This is a genomic window from Escherichia sp. 93.0816, from assembly GCF_013368855.2.
GTDB lineage: Bacteria > Pseudomonadota > Gammaproteobacteria > Enterobacterales > Enterobacteriaceae > Escherichia > Escherichia ruysiae.
Window position 1 is genome coordinate 1 of record NZ_JABWNC020000016.1, and the last position, 15,722, is coordinate 15,722.

The window sequence follows — 15,722 nt, forward strand, 5'->3', positions numbered from 1 at the left end:
GAATACCTGCCTGTCACGCAGGGGGTCGCGGGTTCGAGTCCCGTCCGTTCCGCCACCCTAATTAGGGGCGTAGTTCAATTGGTAGAGCACCGGTCTCCAAAACCGGGTGTTGGGAGTTCGAGTCTCTCCGCCCCTGCCAGAAATCATCCTTAGCGAAAGCTAAGGATTTTTTTTGTCTGAAATAACCCTCTCCGAAGTAAATCCTTCCATCGGCATCCTTGCCGGCCATTTTGATTAATACACATCATCCAGTACGTTAATTTTCAATAGATCGCGAATCAACGCATTTTTATCGCTATTTTGCAGCCATATGGCATAGAGCGGTCGTGAAAGAGTTGTGCTGTCGACAACGGTATGCAGCCCGCCTTTCTTACGTGCCCAACTCACCGGTAGCCATGTGCAACCATTAAGCATCGCAATCTGTTGCTGTGCCAGTTCAGCAGAACTGGTTGTTAGCATTGGAACTTCATCAGCACCGATCAAACCAGCCTCATGTTGTTGAAAATCCGGCCCCCATTCCAGACGGAGATAGTTAAGCTCACCTTTTAGCTTAGAAGGGGCACTGGTATAGAGTGCTAAAGTAAAATGCCCCAGTAACTGACTACTAAATTCATCCATTTTGGGCGCTTCAGTAGTAATAAGAAGATCAAGCTGGCGTTCATGCAACTGTTTTACCAGAGACTGCCGTTGGGCAATTCGCGCTTCGAACTGTAAGCCTGTATGGGTATCCTGATTTTGATACAAGCGTCCCAGCCACTGATTAAGCATACATTCCCACAACGAGGCGCTGGCACCGATAGAAAACTCATTATGTCGTGAGGTATGCGCTACCTCCTTACGAGCGGTCTGCCAGGTGCTCATGAGTGTTTCTGCATAAGGCAAAAGCTTTTCACCGGCTGCGGTTAAACGGATATTGTTTCTGTGACGGGTGAAAAGATTCACACCCAACTGATTTTCCAGTTGTCTGATCCGAAAGCTCACTGCTGACTGGGTCAGATAGAGCGATTCAGCCGCTCGGCCAAAGTGACGCGTTCGGCTAACTTCCAGGAAAGTTTTTAACAATTCCGTATCCACAGTGCTCTCCGCAAAATTATTTGTCGTTATGATTTAAATGTTTTGTTTTACACTCTGTCAAGCGTAACTAATACTCCGCGCCATAACTAGCTCGGTCAAAGAATTAGGAGCGTGCAGGATGGCGGAAAGCTTTACGACGACTAATCGATATTTCGACAATAAACATTATCCACGTGGATTCTCTCGTCATGGTGATTTCACCATCAAAGAGGCACAACTGCTTGAACGTCATGGTTATGCCTTCAATGAGCTGGATCTCGGCAAACGCGAGCCGGTTACCGAGGAAGAGAAACTCTTCGTAGCAGTATGCCGTGGCGAACGTGAGCCAGTGACAGAAGCAGAACGCGTGTGGTCCAAGTATATGACGCGTATCAAGCGTCCAAAACGTTTTCACACTCTTTCCGGCGGTAAACCGCAGGTCGAAGGTGCTGAAGACTACACCGATTCCGACGATTAATAAAAAGGGCGTAATGCCCTTTTTTTACGTCAGCAGCTTTTGCAAATGGATGAGCAAACGGTCGATAGCTCGATAACTTACAGCCTCTTGTAAATGCTGACGTGTGATGACGTCAGACTGATCAATATCAGCTATGGTTCTTGATACTTTCAGTAACCGCTGCCAGGCGCGAATCGATAACCCCAGATGGATTAGCGTTTCTTCCAGCCACTGTGCGTCCTCGCTCTCAAGCTTGCAAAATTGTCGTATTTCCGGACTATCCAGCCAGGCATTCAGTTTATTCTGCCGCTTAAATTGGCGCTCTCTGGCGGCCATTACACGTTGTTTAACGGTGGCGCTGCTTTCCCCCTGAATGACCGCTTTGCTCAAAATACCGGGTGGCGGTAGCGGGATCTCCAGTGAGAGGTCAAAGCGGTCAAGAAAGGGACCGGAGAGTCGGTTGAGATAACGCAGCGTTTGTTCCGGCGTGCAGCGGTTATGGTTCCCTTGATAATGTCCTGTTGGGCTGGGATTCATCGCCGCAACAAGCTGGAAACGGGCTGGATAGGTTATTTTTGCTCGCGTGCGTGAAAGATGGATCTGCCCGGATTCAATCGGCTCCCGCAAGGCATCCAGTGTACGCCGTTCAAATTCAGGTAGTTCATCAAGAAAAAGTACGCCGTTATGCGCCAGCGAAATTTCACCAGGCCCGGGAATTGCGCCACCGCCCACCATCGCAGTTAACGACGCACTGTGGTGCGGTGAGCGGAACGGGCGCTGCCGCCATTTTTTTTGCACTGATTCGGCATTTACCAGGCTTAATATTGCGGCACTCTCCAGTGCCTCTTCATTGCTTAAATCTGGCAACAGGCCATTAATACGGCTGGCGAGCATTGTTTTACCTGTTCCCGGCGGCCCAATCAGTAAAAGGTTGTGTCCGCCAGCAGCAGTAATTTCCAGTCCTCGCTTTCCTTGCTCCTGACCCACAACATCACTGAGATCATGTTGTAATACACTGGATACGGCATCAGTTGATTTAGGACGTTCGAGAGAATGTTTACCTTCCAGAAACGCACAGACAGTTTGTAGATGATCAGCTATCAGACACCCTTCACCGTTAATTAACCCCACTTCAGCTTCGTTGTCTTTCGCGACGATAATCTTTCTGCCTGACTTAATGGCTTCAGTTGCGCTGGATATTGCGCCTGGAACACCACGCAGAGCGCCCGTAAGCGCCAGTTCGCCCACTAATTCATATTCATCCAACTGATTCGCTGTAAGCTGTTCAGAGGCCGCCAGCAATGCAATGGCGATAGGTAAATCATATCGCCCTCCTTCTTTCGGTAGATCGGCAGGAGCAAGGTTAATGGTGATTTTTTTCGCCGGATATTCATATCCGCTATTGATAATGGCGCTGCGTACGCGATCGCGGGCTTCTTTTACCGTTGTTTCTGGTAAGCCCACCATTGTTAATCCTGGTAGACCTTTACTGATATGTACCTCAACAGTGATCGGGGGAGCGTTTACTCCCAGGGCGGCACGAGTATGAACAATTGACAGTGACATAAGTCCTCCTTAAGCCACCATTATGAACATAAGAGATCCCTGCTGTAGTCTGCGAAATTGTGTTATTTAGCGGCTGATTCCCGTTTATTTATGCAAAGTAATTTGAGTTGTATTAGTGATGGAATCACTCTCACAAAAATAAAAAGCACAAAAAATAGTCACTCAAAGAGCGCGAGAATTATACGGAAATTGAATTTTTTTCACTCACAAATTTTCATATAAAAAACAATGGTTTTTATAGAAATTATTATGAGAGTCATAAAAAGCGGCCAAAAAATATCTTGTGCTATTCGCAAAATCTATGGTAACTCTTTAGGCATTCCTTCGAACAAGATGCAAGAAAAGACAAAATGACAGCCCTTCTACGAGTGATTAGCCTGGTCGTGATTAGCGTGGTGGTGATTATTATCCCACCGTGCGGGGCTGCACTTGGACGAGGAAAGGCTTAGAAATCAAGCCTTAACGAACTAAGACCCCCGCACCGAAAGGTCCGGGGGTTTTTTTTGACCTTAAAAACATAATCGAGAAGCAGACAATGAATAACAGCACAAAATTCTGTTTCTCAAGATTCAGGACGGGGAACTAACTATGAATGGCGCACAGTGGGTGGTACATGCTTTGCGAGCACAGGGCGTGAACACCGTTTTCGGTTATCCGGGGGGCGCAATTATGCCTGTTTACGATGCCTTGTATGACGGTGGCGTGGAACACTTGCTGTGCCGGCATGAACAGGGCGCGGTAATGGCAGCTATCGGTTATGCCCGTGCTACCGGCAGAACTGGTGTGTGCATCGCCACATCTGGTCCTGGCGCAACCAACTTGATCACCGGGCTTGCGGACGCGCTGTTAGATTCCATCCCTGTCGTTGCCATCACCGGTCAGGTATCCGCACCGTTCATCGGCACCGACGCATTTCAGGAAGTAGATGTCCTGGGATTGTCGTTAGCCTGTACCAAACACAGCTTCCTGGTGCAGTCGCTGGAAGAGTTGCCGCGCATCATGGCCGAAGCGTTTGATGTCGCCAGCTCAGGTCGTCCCGGTCCGGTTCTGGTCGATATCCCTAAAGATATCCAGTTAGCCAGCGGTGACCTGGAACCCTGGTTCACCACCGTTGAAAACGAAGTGACTTTCCCACATGCCGAAGTCGAGCAAGCGCGCCAGATGCTGGCAAAAGCGCAAAAACCGATGCTGTATGTTGGCGGCGGCGTGGGTATGGCGCAGGCGGTTCCTGCTCTGCATGAATTTCTCGCTGCCACAAAAATGCCTGCCACCTGCACGCTGAAAGGGCTGGGCGCAGTCGATGCGGATTATCCGTACTATCTGGGGATGCTGGGGATGCACGGCACCAAAGCGGCGAACTTCGCGGTGCAGGAATGTGACCTGCTGATCGCCGTGGGGGCACGTTTTGATGACCGGGTTACCGGCAAACTTAACACGTTCGCGCCACATGCCAGCGTGATCCATATGGATATCGACCCGGCAGAAATGAACAAGCTGCGTCAGGCGCATGTGGCATTACAAGGCGATTTAAACACGCTGTTGCCTGCGTTACAGCAATCGTTAAATATCGATGAATGGCAGCAATACTGCGCACAAATGCGTAGTGAACATGCCTGGCGTTACGATCATCCTGGAGATGCTATCTACGCGCCGTTGTTGTTAAAACAACTGTCGGATCGTAAACCTGCGGATTGCGTCGTGACCACTGATGTGGGGCAGCACCAGATGTGGGCTGCGCAGCACATCGCCCACACTCGCCCGGAAAATTTCATCACTTCAAGCGGTTTAGGCACTATGGGCTTCGGTTTACCGGCGGCGGTTGGCGCACAAGTCGCGCGACCGAACGATACTGTCGTTTGTATCTCCGGTGACGGTTCTTTCATGATGAATGTGCAAGAGCTGGGCACCGTAAAACGCAAGCAGTTACCGTTGAAAATCGTCTTACTCGATAACCAGCGGTTAGGAATGGTTCGACAATGGCAGCAACTGTTTTTCCAGGAACGATATAGCGAAACCACCCTTACCGATAACCCCGATTTCCTCATGTTAGCCAGCGCCTTCGGCATTCCTGGCCAACACATCACCCGTAAAGACCAGGTTGAAGCGGCACTCGACACCATGCTGAACAGTGATGGGCCATACCTGCTTCATGTCTCAATCGACGAACTTGAGAACGTCTGGCCGCTGGTGCCGCCTGGCGCCAGTAATTCAGAAATGTTGGAGAAATTATCATGATGCAACATCAGGTCAATGTATCGGCTCGCTTCAATCCGGAAACCTTAGAACGTGTTTTACGCGTGGTGCGTCATCGTGGTTTCCACGTCTGCTCAATGAATATGGCTGCCGCCAGCGATGCACAAAATATAAATATTGAATTGACCGTTGCCAGCCCGCGTTCGGTCGACTTACTGTTTAGTCAGTTAAATAAACTGGTAGACGTCGCACACGTTGCTATCTGCCAGAGCACAACCACATCACAACAAATCCGCGCCTGAGCGCAAAAGGAATATAAAAATGACCACGAAGAAAGCTGATTACATTTGGTTCAATGGGGAGATGGTTCGCTGGGAAGACGCGAAGGTGCATGTGATGTCGCACGCGCTGCACTATGGCACCTCGGTTTTTGAAGGCATCCGTTGCTACGATTCGCATAAAGGACCTGTTGTATTCCGTCATCGTGAGCATATGCAACGTCTGCATGACTCCGCCAAAATTTACCGCTTCCCGGTTTCGCAGAGCATTGATGAGCTGATGGAAGCTTGCCGCGAAGTGATCCGTAAAAACAATCTCACCAGCGCCTATATCCGTCCGCTGATCTTCGTTGGTGATGTTGGCATGGGCGTTAACCCACCAGCGGGATATACCACCGACGTGATTATTGCCGCTTTCCCGTGGGGAGCCTATCTGGGCGCGGAAGCCCTGGAACAGGGGATCGACGCGATGGTTTCTTCCTGGAACCGCGCGGCACCAAACACCATTCCAACCGCTGCGAAAGCGGGGGGTAACTACCTCTCTTCCCTGCTGGTGGGCAGCGAAGCGCGCCGCCACGGTTATCAGGAAGGTATCGCGCTGGATGTGAATGGTTACATCTCTGAAGGCGCAGGCGAAAACCTGTTTGAAGTGAAAGACGGCGTGCTGTTCACCCCGCCGTTTACCTCATCCGCGCTGCCGGGTATTACCCGTGACGCCATCATCAAACTGGCGAAAGAGCTGGGAATTGAAGTGCGTGAGCAGGTGCTGTCGCGTGAATCACTGTATCTGGCGGATGAAGTGTTTATGTCCGGTACGGCGGCTGAAATCACGCCAGTGCGCAGCGTCGACGGTATTCAGGTGGGCGAAGGCCGTTGTGGCCCGGTCACCAAACGCATCCAGCAAGCCTTCTTCGGCCTCTTCACCGGCGAAACCGAAGATAAATGGGGCTGGTTGGATCAGGTTAATCAATAAATACAAAAAATGGGACGGCACGCACCGTCCCATTTACGAGACAGACACTGGGAGTAAATAAAGTATGCCAAAGTACCGTTCCGCCACCACCACTCATGGTCGTAATATGGCGGGTGCTCGTGCGCTGTGGCGCGCCACCGGAATGACCGACGCCGATTTCGGCAAGCCGATTATAGCTGTTGTGAACTCGTTCACTCAATTTGTACCGGGTCACGTCCATCTGCGCGATCTCGGTAAACTGGTCGCTGAACAAATTGAAGCGGCTGGCGGCGTTGCCAAAGAGTTCAACACCATTGCGGTGGATGATGGGATCGCCATGGGCCACGGGGGGATGCTTTATTCACTGCCATCTCGCGAGCTGATCGCTGATTCCGTTGAGTATATGGTCAACGCTCACTGCGCCGATGCGATGGTTTGCATCTCTAACTGCGACAAAATCACCCCAGGGATGCTGATGGCCTCTCTGCGCCTGAATATTCCGGTGATCTTTGTTTCCGGCGGCCCGATGGAGGCCGGGAAAACCAAACTATCCGATCAGTTAATCAAGCTTGATCTGGTTGATGCGATGATCCAGGGGGCAGATCCGAAAGTTTCTGACTCCCAGAGCGATCAGGTTGAACGTTCGGCCTGTCCAACCTGTGGTTCCTGCTCCGGGATGTTCACCGCTAACTCGATGAACTGCCTGACCGAAGCTCTGGGTCTGTCGCAGCCAGGCAACGGCTCGCTACTGGCAACCCATGCGGACCGTAAGCAGCTGTTCCTTAATGCCGGTAAACGCATTGTTGAATTAACCAAACGTTACTACGAGCAAAACGACGAAAGCGCACTGCCGCGTAATATCGCCAGTAAAGCGGCGTTTGAAAACGCCATGACGTTGGATATCGCGATGGGCGGCTCTACCAACACGGTTCTTCACCTGCTGGCGGCGGCACAAGAAGCGGAAATCGACTTCACCATGAGTGATATCGACAAACTTTCGCGTAAAGTCCCGCAGTTGTGCAAAGTTGCGCCGAGCACCCCAAAATACCATATGGAAGATGTTCACCGTGCTGGTGGCGTGATCGGTATTCTCGGCGAACTGGATCGTGCGGGGTTACTGAACCGTAATGTGAAAAACGTACTTGGCCTGACGTTGCCGCAAACGCTGGAACAATACGACGTTATGCTGACCCAGGATGATGCGGTAAAAAATATGTTCCGCGCTGGCCCGGCGGGCATTCGTACCACCCAGGCGTTCTCGCAGGATTGCCGTTGGGATACGCTGGACGACGATCGCTCCAATGGCTGTATCCGCTCGCTGGAACACGCCTACAGCAAAGACGGCGGCCTGGCGGTGCTCTACGGTAATTTCGCAGAAAACGGCTGCATCGTTAAAACTGCGGGCGTCGATGACAGCATCCTCAAATTCACCGGCCCGGCGAAAGTGTACGAAAGCCAGGACGACGCGGTAGAAGCGATTCTCGGCGGTAAAGTTGTCGCCGGAGATGTGGTAGTAATTCGCTATGAAGGCCCGAAAGGCGGTCCGGGGATGCAGGAAATGCTCTACCCAACCAGCTTCCTGAAATCAATGGGTCTCGGTAAAGCCTGTGCGCTGATCACCGACGGTCGTTTCTCTGGCGGCACCTCTGGCCTTTCTATCGGCCACGTCTCACCGGAAGCGGCAAGCGGCGGCAGTATTGGCCTGATTGAAGATGGCGACCTGATCGCCATCGACATTCCGAACCGTGGCATTCAGTTACAGGTAAGCGATGCCGAACTGGCGGCGCGTCGTGAAGCGCAGGAAGCCCGTGGCGACAAAGCCTGGACGCCGAAAAACCGTGAACGTCAGGTTTCCTTTGCTTTGCGCGCCTACGCCAGCCTGGCGACCAGCGCCGACAAAGGTGCGGTGCGCGATAAATCGAAACTGGGGGGTTAATGATGGCTGACTCACAACCCCTGTCCGGTGCTCCGGAAGGTGCCGAATATTTAAGAGCGGTGCTACGCGCACCGGTCTACGAGGCGGCGCAGGTTACGCCGCTACAAAAAATGGAAAAACTGTCGTCGCGTCTTGATAACGTGATTCTGGTGAAGCGCGAAGATCGCCAGCCAGTTCATAGCTTTAAGCTGCGCGGTGCATACGCCATGATGGCGGGCCTGACGGAAGAACAAAAAGCGCACGGCGTGATCACCGCTTCTGCGGGTAACCACGCGCAGGGCGTCGCGTTTTCTTCCGCACGGTTAGGCGTGAAGGCGCTGATCGTCATGCCAACCGCCACCGCCGATATCAAAGTTGATGCGGTGCGCGGCTTCGGCGGCGAAGTGCTGCTCCACGGCGCGAACTTTGATGAAGCGAAAGCCAAAGCGATCGAACTGTCACAGCAGCAGGGGTTCACCTGGGTGCCGCCGTTCGACCATCCGATGGTGATTGCCGGGCAAGGCACGCTGGCGCTGGAACTGCTCCAGCAGGACGCCCATCTCGACCGCGTATTTGTGCCGGTTGGTGGCGGTGGCCTGGCGGCAGGCGTAGCTGTACTGATCAAACAACTGATGCCACAAATCAAAGTGATCGCCGTAGAAGCAGAAGATTCCGCCTGCCTGAAAGCGGCGCTGGAAGCGGGTCATCCGGTTGATCTGCCACGCGTGGGGCTGTTCGCCGAAGGCGTTGCGGTAAAACGCATCGGCGACGAAACCTTCCGTTTATGCCAGGAGTATCTCGACGACATCATCACCGTCGATAGTGATGCGATCTGTGCGGCGATGAAGGATTTATTCGAAGATGTGCGCGCGGTGGCGGAACCCTCTGGCGCGCTGGCGCTGGCGGGAATGAAAAAATACATCGCCCAGCACAACATTCGCGGCGAACGGCTGGCGCATATTCTTTCCGGTGCTAACGTGAACTTTCACGGCCTGCGCTACGTCTCGGAACGCTGCGAACTGGGCGAACAGCGTGAAGCGTTGCTGGCGGTGACCATCCCGGAAGAAAAAGGCAGCTTCCTCAAATTCTGCCAGCTGCTTGGCGGGCGTTCGGTCACTGAGTTCAACTACCGCTTTGCTGATGCCAAAAACGCCTGCATCTTTGTCGGCGTGCGCCTGAGCCGCGGCCTCGAAGAGCGCAAAGAAATTTTGCAGATGCTCAACGACGGCGGCTACAGCGTGGTTGATCTCTCCGACGACGAAATGGCGAAGCTGCATGTGCGCTATATGGTTGGCGGGCGTCCATCGCATCCGTTGCAGGAACGCCTCTACAGCTTCGAATTCCCGGAATCGCCGGGTGCGCTGCTGCGCTTCCTCAACACGCTGGGTACGCACTGGAATATTTCTCTGTTCCATTATCGCAGCCATGGCACCGACTACGGGCGCGTACTGGCGGCGTTCGAACTTGGCGATCATGAACCGGATTTCGAAACCCGGTTGAATGAGTTGGGTTACGATTGCCACGACGAAACCAATAACCCGGCGTTCAGGTTCTTTTTGGCGGGTTAATGGTTCGGCAAAATCTTCCAGAATGCCTCAATTAGCGGCTCATGTAGCCGCTTTTTTTGCGCACACACGCCCAGCTCAAACGGCGTTTTCTCATCGCTGCGCTCTAAAATCATCACGCGGTTACGCACCGGTTCTGGGCTGTTTTCCAGCACCACTTCCGGCAACAATGCCACGCCACAGCCGAGCGCCACCATCGATACCATCGCTTCATGCCCGCCAACGGTGGCGTAAATCATCGGGTTGCTGATTTTATTGCGTCGAAACCACAGTTCAATGCGGCGGCGTACCGGTCCCTGATCGGCCATGATAAACGGCACTGTAGACCAGTCCGGCTTCTCTGCCGAAACCTGGTTACGCACCGGGCAGGGCAGTGCGGGGGCAATCAGCACTACTGCCAGATTCTCCAGCATCGAAAACGCCACTGCGCCGGGCAGAGTCTCCGGTTTCCCGGCAATCGCCAGATCCGCTTCGCCAGTGACTACCTTTTCCATCGCATCTGCCGCATCACCAGTAGTGAGTTTAATCTCCACCGACGGATGTTCCGCGCGGAAGCGGTCGAGAATCGGCGGCAGATGGCTGTAAGCGGCGGTCACCGAGCAGAAGATATGAAGCTCGCCGGAGAGCGATGGCCCTTGCTGGTCGATGGTGTGGCGCAGTTGCTGATACTGCAACAGCGTTTGTTGGGCGAAAACACGCAGTTCTTCGCCCGCTTCCGTCAGCGTCACCGTGCGGTTATCGCGCACAAACAGCGGTTGGCCGAGATCTTCTTCCAGGCGCTGAATCTGTCGGGAAAGCGTGGAGGGGCTGACGTGCATTGCCCGCGCGCTACGGCCAAAATGGCGGCTTTCCGCCAGATGCAAAAACATTTTCAGGTCGCGTAAATCCACAGGCTTAACCCCCGGTTATGACGTTGCAGAAATTGCAATATGACGTTGTGAATATATCAATTTCCGCAATAAATTTCCTGTTGTAATGTGGTGATATTCTCGCTCAACAGCGAACCGAACAATAAGAAGCACAACATCACGAGGAATCACCATGGCTAACTACTTCAATACACTGAACCTGCGCCAACAACTGGCACAGTTGGGTAAATGTCGCTTTATGGGTCGCGACGAATTCGCTGACGGCGCGAGCTACCTTCAGGGTAAAAAAGTGGTCATCGTCGGTTGTGGCGCGCAGGGTCTGAACCAGGGTCTGAACATGCGTGATTCTGGTCTGGATATCTCCTACGCCCTGCGAAAAGAAGCGATTGCCGAGAAGCGCGCGTCCTGGCGTAAAGCGACCGAAAACGGTTTTAAAGTCGGCACTTACGAAGAACTGATTCCGCAGGCAGATCTGGTCGTTAACCTGACGCCAGACAAGCAGCACTCCGACGTAGTGCGTTCTGTACAGCCGCTGATGAAAGACGGCGCGGCGCTGGGTTATTCTCACGGTTTCAATATCGTAGAAGTGGGCGAGCAGATCCGTAAAGACATCACCGTAGTGATGGTGGCGCCAAAATGCCCAGGCACTGAAGTACGTGAAGAGTACAAACGTGGATTCGGCGTACCGACGCTGATCGCCGTTCACCCGGAAAACGATCCGAAAGGTGAAGGCATGGCGATTGCTAAAGCCTGGGCTGCTGCAACCGGTGGTCACCGTGCGGGCGTTCTGGAATCCTCTTTCGTTGCGGAAGTTAAATCAGACCTGATGGGTGAACAAACCATCCTGTGCGGTATGTTGCAGGCTGGCTCTCTGCTGTGCTTTGACAAGCTGGTGGAAGAAGGCACCGATCCGGCATACGCAGAAAAACTGATTCAGTTCGGTTGGGAAACCATCACCGAAGCACTGAAACAGGGCGGCATCACCCTGATGATGGACCGTCTCTCTAACCCGGCGAAACTGCGAGCTTATGCGCTGTCAGAACAACTGAAAGAGATCATGGCGCCGCTGTTCCAGAAACATATGGACGACATCATCTCCGGCGAATTCTCCTCCGGCATGATGGCAGACTGGGCCAATGACGATAAGAAACTGCTGACCTGGCGTGAAGAGACCGGCAAAACCGCGTTCGAAACCGCACCGCAGTATGAAGGTAAAATCGGCGAGCAGGAGTACTTCGATAAAGGAGTGCTGATGATCGCGATGGTGAAAGCGGGCGTTGAGCTGGCATTCGAAACCATGGTTGATTCCGGCATCATTGAAGAGTCGGCTTACTATGAATCACTGCACGAGCTGCCGTTGATTGCCAACACCATCGCCCGTAAGCGACTGTACGAAATGAACGTGGTTATCTCTGATACCGCAGAATATGGTAACTATCTGTTCTCTTACGCTTGTGTACCGCTGCTGAAACCGTTTATGGCAGAACTGCAGCCTGGCGATCTGGGTAAAGCTATTCCGGAAGGGGCGGTAGATAACGCGCAACTGCGTGATGTAAATGATGCGATTCGCAGCCATGCGATTGAGCAGGTTGGTAAGAAACTGCGCGGTTATATGACGGATATGAAACGTATTGCTGTTGCGGGTTAAGTGTGCGCTGATGCCCTCTCCCTGTGGGAGAGGGAGAAAACACTCAAGGCCTTCTCCCGGAGAAGGCCTTGCTGTTAGTTACGATACAGCACTTTAATAATGTGATACCCGAACTGGGTATGCAGCGGGCCAGTCGGCTCCAGCACCGGACAAGAGAAAACCACTTTATCGAACGCCGGAACCATCTGACCCTGGCGGAATTCACCTAAATCACCGCCGCGTTTGCCTGACGGGCAAATGGAGTGTTTCTTCGCCAGCTTGCCGAAATCGGCGCCGTTCTTGATCTGCTCCAGAAGTTCCAGAGCCAGTTTCTCTTCTTTTACAAGGATATGCAGTGCTGCTGCTGTTTTTGCCATGATTGTGCCTTGAATTAAAAAGTGTCAGTCAGGGAGAGGGGCTGGTACATATATGGCAAAAGCCCGGAAAATCCGGGCTTCGCAGGTCCCTCAAGGGGAGTAAACTTAGGGCCTCTATGGGCTACAGAGTCATTATCGAGGATGGTGATTTTATTGTCAATTTATGAGCGATATGGCATTGATTGACTTAATGACCGCCCTCTGTATGTCTGCAACCAACTCATGCGGCAAACATTGATTAAGATACCCTCTATAAGTCCTTGCTCTGTTTAATCGATTTCGACTGACTTGTTGTACCAGGTCGGCTTTGGCCCAACGTATCTGCTGATCAAAGAATTGCAGGTCATTGATAACATTACTGGCTATTTCAACATGCATTCCACGATTTAACTTGTCATGGTCGCGAGTGGTTGATAATGGAACGACGATACATGCATTGCCATTAATTTTTCCATTGAGCACGACAACCAGCCTGTTTTTTATCATCTCAGGTGGAATGCGGCCATCGTAATACGCCGTACTGATCTGTCCATTCTGGCTAACAGGATAGTTACCAAAGTTGCATTCCAGTATTTCACCAACCTTAGGGCTGAAATTAATCGCCACGAGTAAACCTCTCCTTAGTAAACTCTGAAAAATAATAACACAACGTTACGACCCGATATTTTCTAAGTCTAATGGATTCACGATGAATTCCGGTTTCGGTCTTTCCTCTCTGATTTAAACATCAGTCGTTATCCGGTTAGCGGTTTACACTCGGTCACATTCAAATGCGATTCTGCTACAATCCTCCCCCCGTTCGAAGATTGAGCAATACTCCTATGCGTCTAAACCCCGGCCAACAACAAGCTGTCGAATTCGTTACCGGCCCCTGCCTGGTGCTGGCGGGCGCGGGTTCCGGCAAGACTCGTGTTATCACTAATAAAATCGCCCATCTGATCCGTGGCTGCGGTTATCAGGCGAGACATATCGCGGCGGTGACCTTTACCAATAAGGCAGCGCGTGAGATGAAAGAGCGTGTCGGGCAGACGCTGGGGCGCAAAGAGGCGCGTGGGCTGATGATCTCCACTTTCCACACGCTGGGGCTGGATATCATCAAACGCGAGTATGCGGCGTTGGGGATGAAAGCGAACTTTTCGCTGTTTGACGATACCGATCAGCTGGCTTTGCTCAAAGAGCTGACCGAAGGACTGATTGAAGATGACAAAGTTCTGCTGCAACAGCTGATCTCAACCATCTCTAACTGGAAGAATGATCTCAAAACTCCTGCGCAGGCGGCGGCAGAGGCAAAAGGCGAGCGGGATCGCATGTTTGCCCATTGTTATGGGCTGTATGATGCGCACCTGAAAGCGTGCAATGTTCTCGACTTCGACGATCTGATTTTATTGCCGACGTTGCTGCTGCAACGCAATGAGGAAGTACGCGAACGCTGGCAAAACAAGATTCGCTACCTGCTGGTGGATGAGTATCAGGACACCAACACCAGCCAGTATGAACTGGTGAAACTGCTGGTGGGTAGCCGTGCACGCTTTACTGTGGTGGGTGACGATGACCAGTCGATCTACTCCTGGCGCGGTGCCCGTCCGCAAAACCTGGTGCTATTGAGCCAGGATTTCCCAACGTTGAAGGTGATTAAGCTTGAGCAGAATTACCGCTCTTCCGGGCGTATTTTGAAAGCGGCGAACATCCTGATCGCCAATAACCCGCACGTATTTGAAAAGCGTCTGTTTTCCGAACTGGGTTACGGCACAGAGTTAAAAGTACTAAGCGCGAATAACGAAGAACATGAAGCCGAGCGCGTTACCGGCGAGCTGATTGCGCATCACTTCGTCAACAAAACACAGTACAAAGATTACGCCATTCTCTATCGCGGCAACCATCAGTCGCGGGTGTTTGAAAAATTCCTGATGCAAAACCGCATCCCGTACAAAATATCCGGGGGTACTTCATTCTTCTCCCGCCCTGAAATCAAGGATTTGCTGGCTTATCTGCGTGTACTGACTAATCCGGACGATGATAGTGCGTTCCTGCGTATCGTTAACACGCCGAAGCGAGAGATTGGCCCGGCGACGCTGAAAAAGCTGGGCGAGTGGGCTATGACGCGTAATAAAAGTATGTTTACCGCCAGCTTTGATATGGGGTTGAGTCAGACACTGAGTGGACGTGGTTATGAAGCGTTGACCCGATTTACTCACTGGCTGGCGGAAATCCAGAGACTGGCGGAGCGGGAGCCTATCGCCGCAGTGCGCGATCTGATCCACGGGATGGATTATGAATCCTGGTTATACGAAACGTCACCCAGCCCGAAAGCCGCCGAAATGCGCATGAAGAACGTTAACCAGTTATTTAGCTGGATGACGGAGATGCTGGAAGGTAGCGAACTGGATGAGCCGATGACACTCACCCAGGTGGTGACGCGCTTTACTCTGCGCGACATGATGGAGCGTGGCGAGAGTGACGAAGAGCTTGATCAGGTGCAACTGATGACTCTGCACGCGTCGAAAGGGCTGGAGTTTCCCTATGTTTACATGGTCGGTATGGAAGAGGGATTTTTGCCGCACCAAAGCAGCATCGACGAGGATAATATCGATGAAGAGCGGCGGCTGGCCTATGTCGGCATCACCCGCGCTCAGAAAGAGTTGACCTTTACGCTGTGTAAAGAGCGTCGTCAGTACGGTGAACTGGTACGTCCGGAACCGAGCCGCTTTCTGCTGGAATTACCGCAGGATGACTTGATTTGGGAACAAGAGCGCAAAGTGGTCAGCGCCGAAGAACGGATGCAGAAAGGGCAAAGCCATCTGGCGAATCTGAAAGCGATGATGGCAGCAAAACGAGGCAAATAGCCATTTGTCTTGCCTGGGGCTGGTTGG

At 52.3% G+C, this 15,722-nt stretch carries 15 protein-coding genes and 1 tRNA gene; 11 read left to right on the top strand and 5 right to left on the bottom strand.

The window, feature by feature from the left end; genetic code table 11:
• The first annotated feature begins 63 nt into the window (after window positions 1-63).
• Window positions 64-139: transfer RNA gene (locus HEM79_RS15930), tRNA-Trp, on the top strand.
• A 95-nt stretch (window positions 140-234) separates the two neighbouring features.
• Here the strand turns inward: HEM79_RS15930 and hdfR are convergent.
• Entirely contained in the window at window positions 235-1,074 is an 840-nt protein-coding gene (hdfR, locus tag HEM79_RS15935; RefSeq protein WP_176241550.1) for an HTH-type transcriptional regulator HdfR, read from the bottom strand.
• Window positions 1,075-1,192: 118 nt separating this feature from the next.
• Here hdfR and maoP point away from each other — a divergent pair, with 118 nt between their 5' ends.
• Window positions 1,193-1,531: a macrodomain Ori organization protein MaoP gene (gene maoP / locus HEM79_RS15940; protein ID WP_000841001.1), complete on the top strand. Its 339-nt coding sequence runs from the start codon at window positions 1,193-1,195 to the stop codon at window positions 1,529-1,531.
• Between the two features lie 24 nt (window positions 1,532-1,555).
• On the opposite strand, the gene HEM79_RS15945 is transcribed toward maoP, so the two are convergent.
• Window positions 1,556-3,076: a YifB family Mg chelatase-like AAA ATPase gene (locus HEM79_RS15945; protein WP_176241549.1), complete on the bottom strand. Its 1,521-nt coding sequence runs from the start codon at window positions 3,074-3,076 to the stop codon at window positions 1,556-1,558.
• A 350-nt stretch (window positions 3,077-3,426) separates the two neighbouring features.
• Between HEM79_RS15945 and ilvL the strand changes: the two genes are divergently transcribed.
• From ilvL to ilvA, 7 genes are all read left to right on the top strand, one after another.
• Window positions 3,427-3,525: an ilv operon leader peptide gene (gene ilvL, locus HEM79_RS15950; RefSeq protein WP_001311244.1), complete on the top strand. Its 99-nt coding sequence runs from the start codon at window positions 3,427-3,429 to the stop codon at window positions 3,523-3,525.
• Window positions 3,526-3,611: 86 nt separating this feature from the next.
• The gene (gene ilvX / locus HEM79_RS15955) at window positions 3,612-3,662 is read left to right on the top strand and encodes a peptide IlvX (RefSeq protein ID WP_001387183.1); all 51 of its coding nucleotides are present in this window, start codon (window positions 3,612-3,614) and stop codon (window positions 3,660-3,662) included.
• 2 nt (window positions 3,663-3,664) lie between these two features.
• Window positions 3,665-5,311 (top strand): acetolactate synthase 2 catalytic subunit, encoded by a 1,647-nt coding sequence (gene ilvG, locus HEM79_RS15960; RefSeq protein WP_001012643.1) that lies wholly within the window; start codon window positions 3,665-3,667, stop codon window positions 5,309-5,311.
• Complete coding sequence (gene ilvM, locus HEM79_RS15965; protein ID WP_000983255.1) at window positions 5,308-5,571, top strand: acetolactate synthase 2 small subunit; 264 nt, start codon at window positions 5,308-5,310, stop codon at window positions 5,569-5,571. Before ilvG ends, ilvM begins: the two co-directional genes overlap by 4 nt.
• Before the next feature lie 19 nt (window positions 5,572-5,590).
• Window positions 5,591-6,520 (top strand): branched-chain-amino-acid transaminase, encoded by a 930-nt coding sequence (ilvE, locus tag HEM79_RS15970; RefSeq protein WP_000208524.1) that lies wholly within the window; start codon window positions 5,591-5,593, stop codon window positions 6,518-6,520.
• Window positions 6,521-6,584: 64 nt separating this feature from the next.
• Window positions 6,585-8,435: a dihydroxy-acid dehydratase gene (ilvD, locus tag HEM79_RS15975; RefSeq protein WP_176241548.1), complete on the top strand. Its 1,851-nt coding sequence runs from the start codon at window positions 6,585-6,587 to the stop codon at window positions 8,433-8,435.
• 2 nt (window positions 8,436-8,437) lie between these two features.
• Complete coding sequence (ilvA, locus tag HEM79_RS15980; protein ID WP_109546290.1) at window positions 8,438-9,982, top strand: threonine ammonia-lyase, biosynthetic; 1,545 nt, start codon at window positions 8,438-8,440, stop codon at window positions 9,980-9,982.
• Here the strand turns inward: ilvA and ilvY are convergent.
• Window positions 9,979-10,869: an HTH-type transcriptional activator IlvY gene (gene ilvY / locus HEM79_RS15985; RefSeq protein ID WP_176241547.1), complete on the bottom strand. Its 891-nt coding sequence runs from the start codon at window positions 10,867-10,869 to the stop codon at window positions 9,979-9,981. The genes ilvA and ilvY overlap by 4 nt on opposite strands.
• 151 nt (window positions 10,870-11,020) lie before the next feature.
• Between ilvY and ilvC the strand changes: the two genes are divergently transcribed.
• On the top strand, window positions 11,021-12,496 hold the full coding sequence (gene ilvC / locus HEM79_RS15990) for a ketol-acid reductoisomerase (protein WP_000024944.1): 1,476 nt from the start codon (window positions 11,021-11,023) through the stop codon (window positions 12,494-12,496).
• 74 nt (window positions 12,497-12,570) lie between these two features.
• On the opposite strand, the gene ppiC is transcribed toward ilvC, so the two are convergent.
• A complete protein-coding gene (ppiC, locus tag HEM79_RS15995) occupies window positions 12,571-12,852 on the bottom strand; it encodes a peptidylprolyl isomerase PpiC (RefSeq protein WP_001140258.1) in 282 nt (93 codons plus the stop codon).
• A gap of 156 nt (window positions 12,853-13,008) precedes the next feature.
• Window positions 13,009-13,458, bottom strand: coding sequence for a type II toxin-antitoxin system PemK/MazF family toxin (locus HEM79_RS16000; protein ID WP_000996704.1), 450 nt, complete (start codon window positions 13,456-13,458; stop codon window positions 13,009-13,011).
• Between the two features lie 215 nt (window positions 13,459-13,673).
• Here HEM79_RS16000 and rep point away from each other — a divergent pair, with 215 nt between their 5' ends.
• On the top strand, window positions 13,674-15,695 hold the full coding sequence (rep, locus tag HEM79_RS16005; protein ID WP_176241546.1) for a DNA helicase Rep: 2,022 nt from the start codon (window positions 13,674-13,676) through the stop codon (window positions 15,693-15,695).
• Window positions 15,696-15,722 lie beyond the last annotated feature (27 nt).

What these genes read in the sequence shown, in the direction of transcription:
- ilvA (WP_109546290.1), top strand. Translation starts at nt 8,438, where the DNA reads ATGGCTGACTCACAACCCCTGTCCGGTGCTCCGGAAGGTGCCGAATAT.
- ilvD (WP_176241548.1), top strand. Translation starts at nt 6,585, where the DNA reads ATGCCAAAGTACCGTTCCGCCACCACCACTCATGGTCGTAATATGGCG.
- ppiC (WP_001140258.1), bottom strand. Translation starts at nt 12,852, where the DNA reads ATGGCAAAAACAGCAGCAGCACTGCATATCCTTGTAAAAGAAGAGAAA.
- ilvG (WP_001012643.1), top strand. Translation starts at nt 3,665, where the DNA reads ATGAATGGCGCACAGTGGGTGGTACATGCTTTGCGAGCACAGGGCGTG.
- maoP (WP_000841001.1), top strand. Translation starts at nt 1,193, where the DNA reads ATGGCGGAAAGCTTTACGACGACTAATCGATATTTCGACAATAAACAT.
- HEM79_RS15945 (WP_176241549.1), bottom strand. Translation starts at nt 3,076, where the DNA reads ATGTCACTGTCAATTGTTCATACTCGTGCCGCCCTGGGAGTAAACGCT.
- ilvL (WP_001311244.1), top strand. Translation starts at nt 3,427, where the DNA reads ATGACAGCCCTTCTACGAGTGATTAGCCTGGTCGTGATTAGCGTGGTG.
- ilvE (WP_000208524.1), top strand. Translation starts at nt 5,591, where the DNA reads ATGACCACGAAGAAAGCTGATTACATTTGGTTCAATGGGGAGATGGTT.
- ilvC (WP_000024944.1), top strand. Translation starts at nt 11,021, where the DNA reads ATGGCTAACTACTTCAATACACTGAACCTGCGCCAACAACTGGCACAG.
- rep (WP_176241546.1), top strand. Translation starts at nt 13,674, where the DNA reads ATGCGTCTAAACCCCGGCCAACAACAAGCTGTCGAATTCGTTACCGGC.
- ilvM (WP_000983255.1), top strand. Translation starts at nt 5,308, where the DNA reads ATGATGCAACATCAGGTCAATGTATCGGCTCGCTTCAATCCGGAAACC.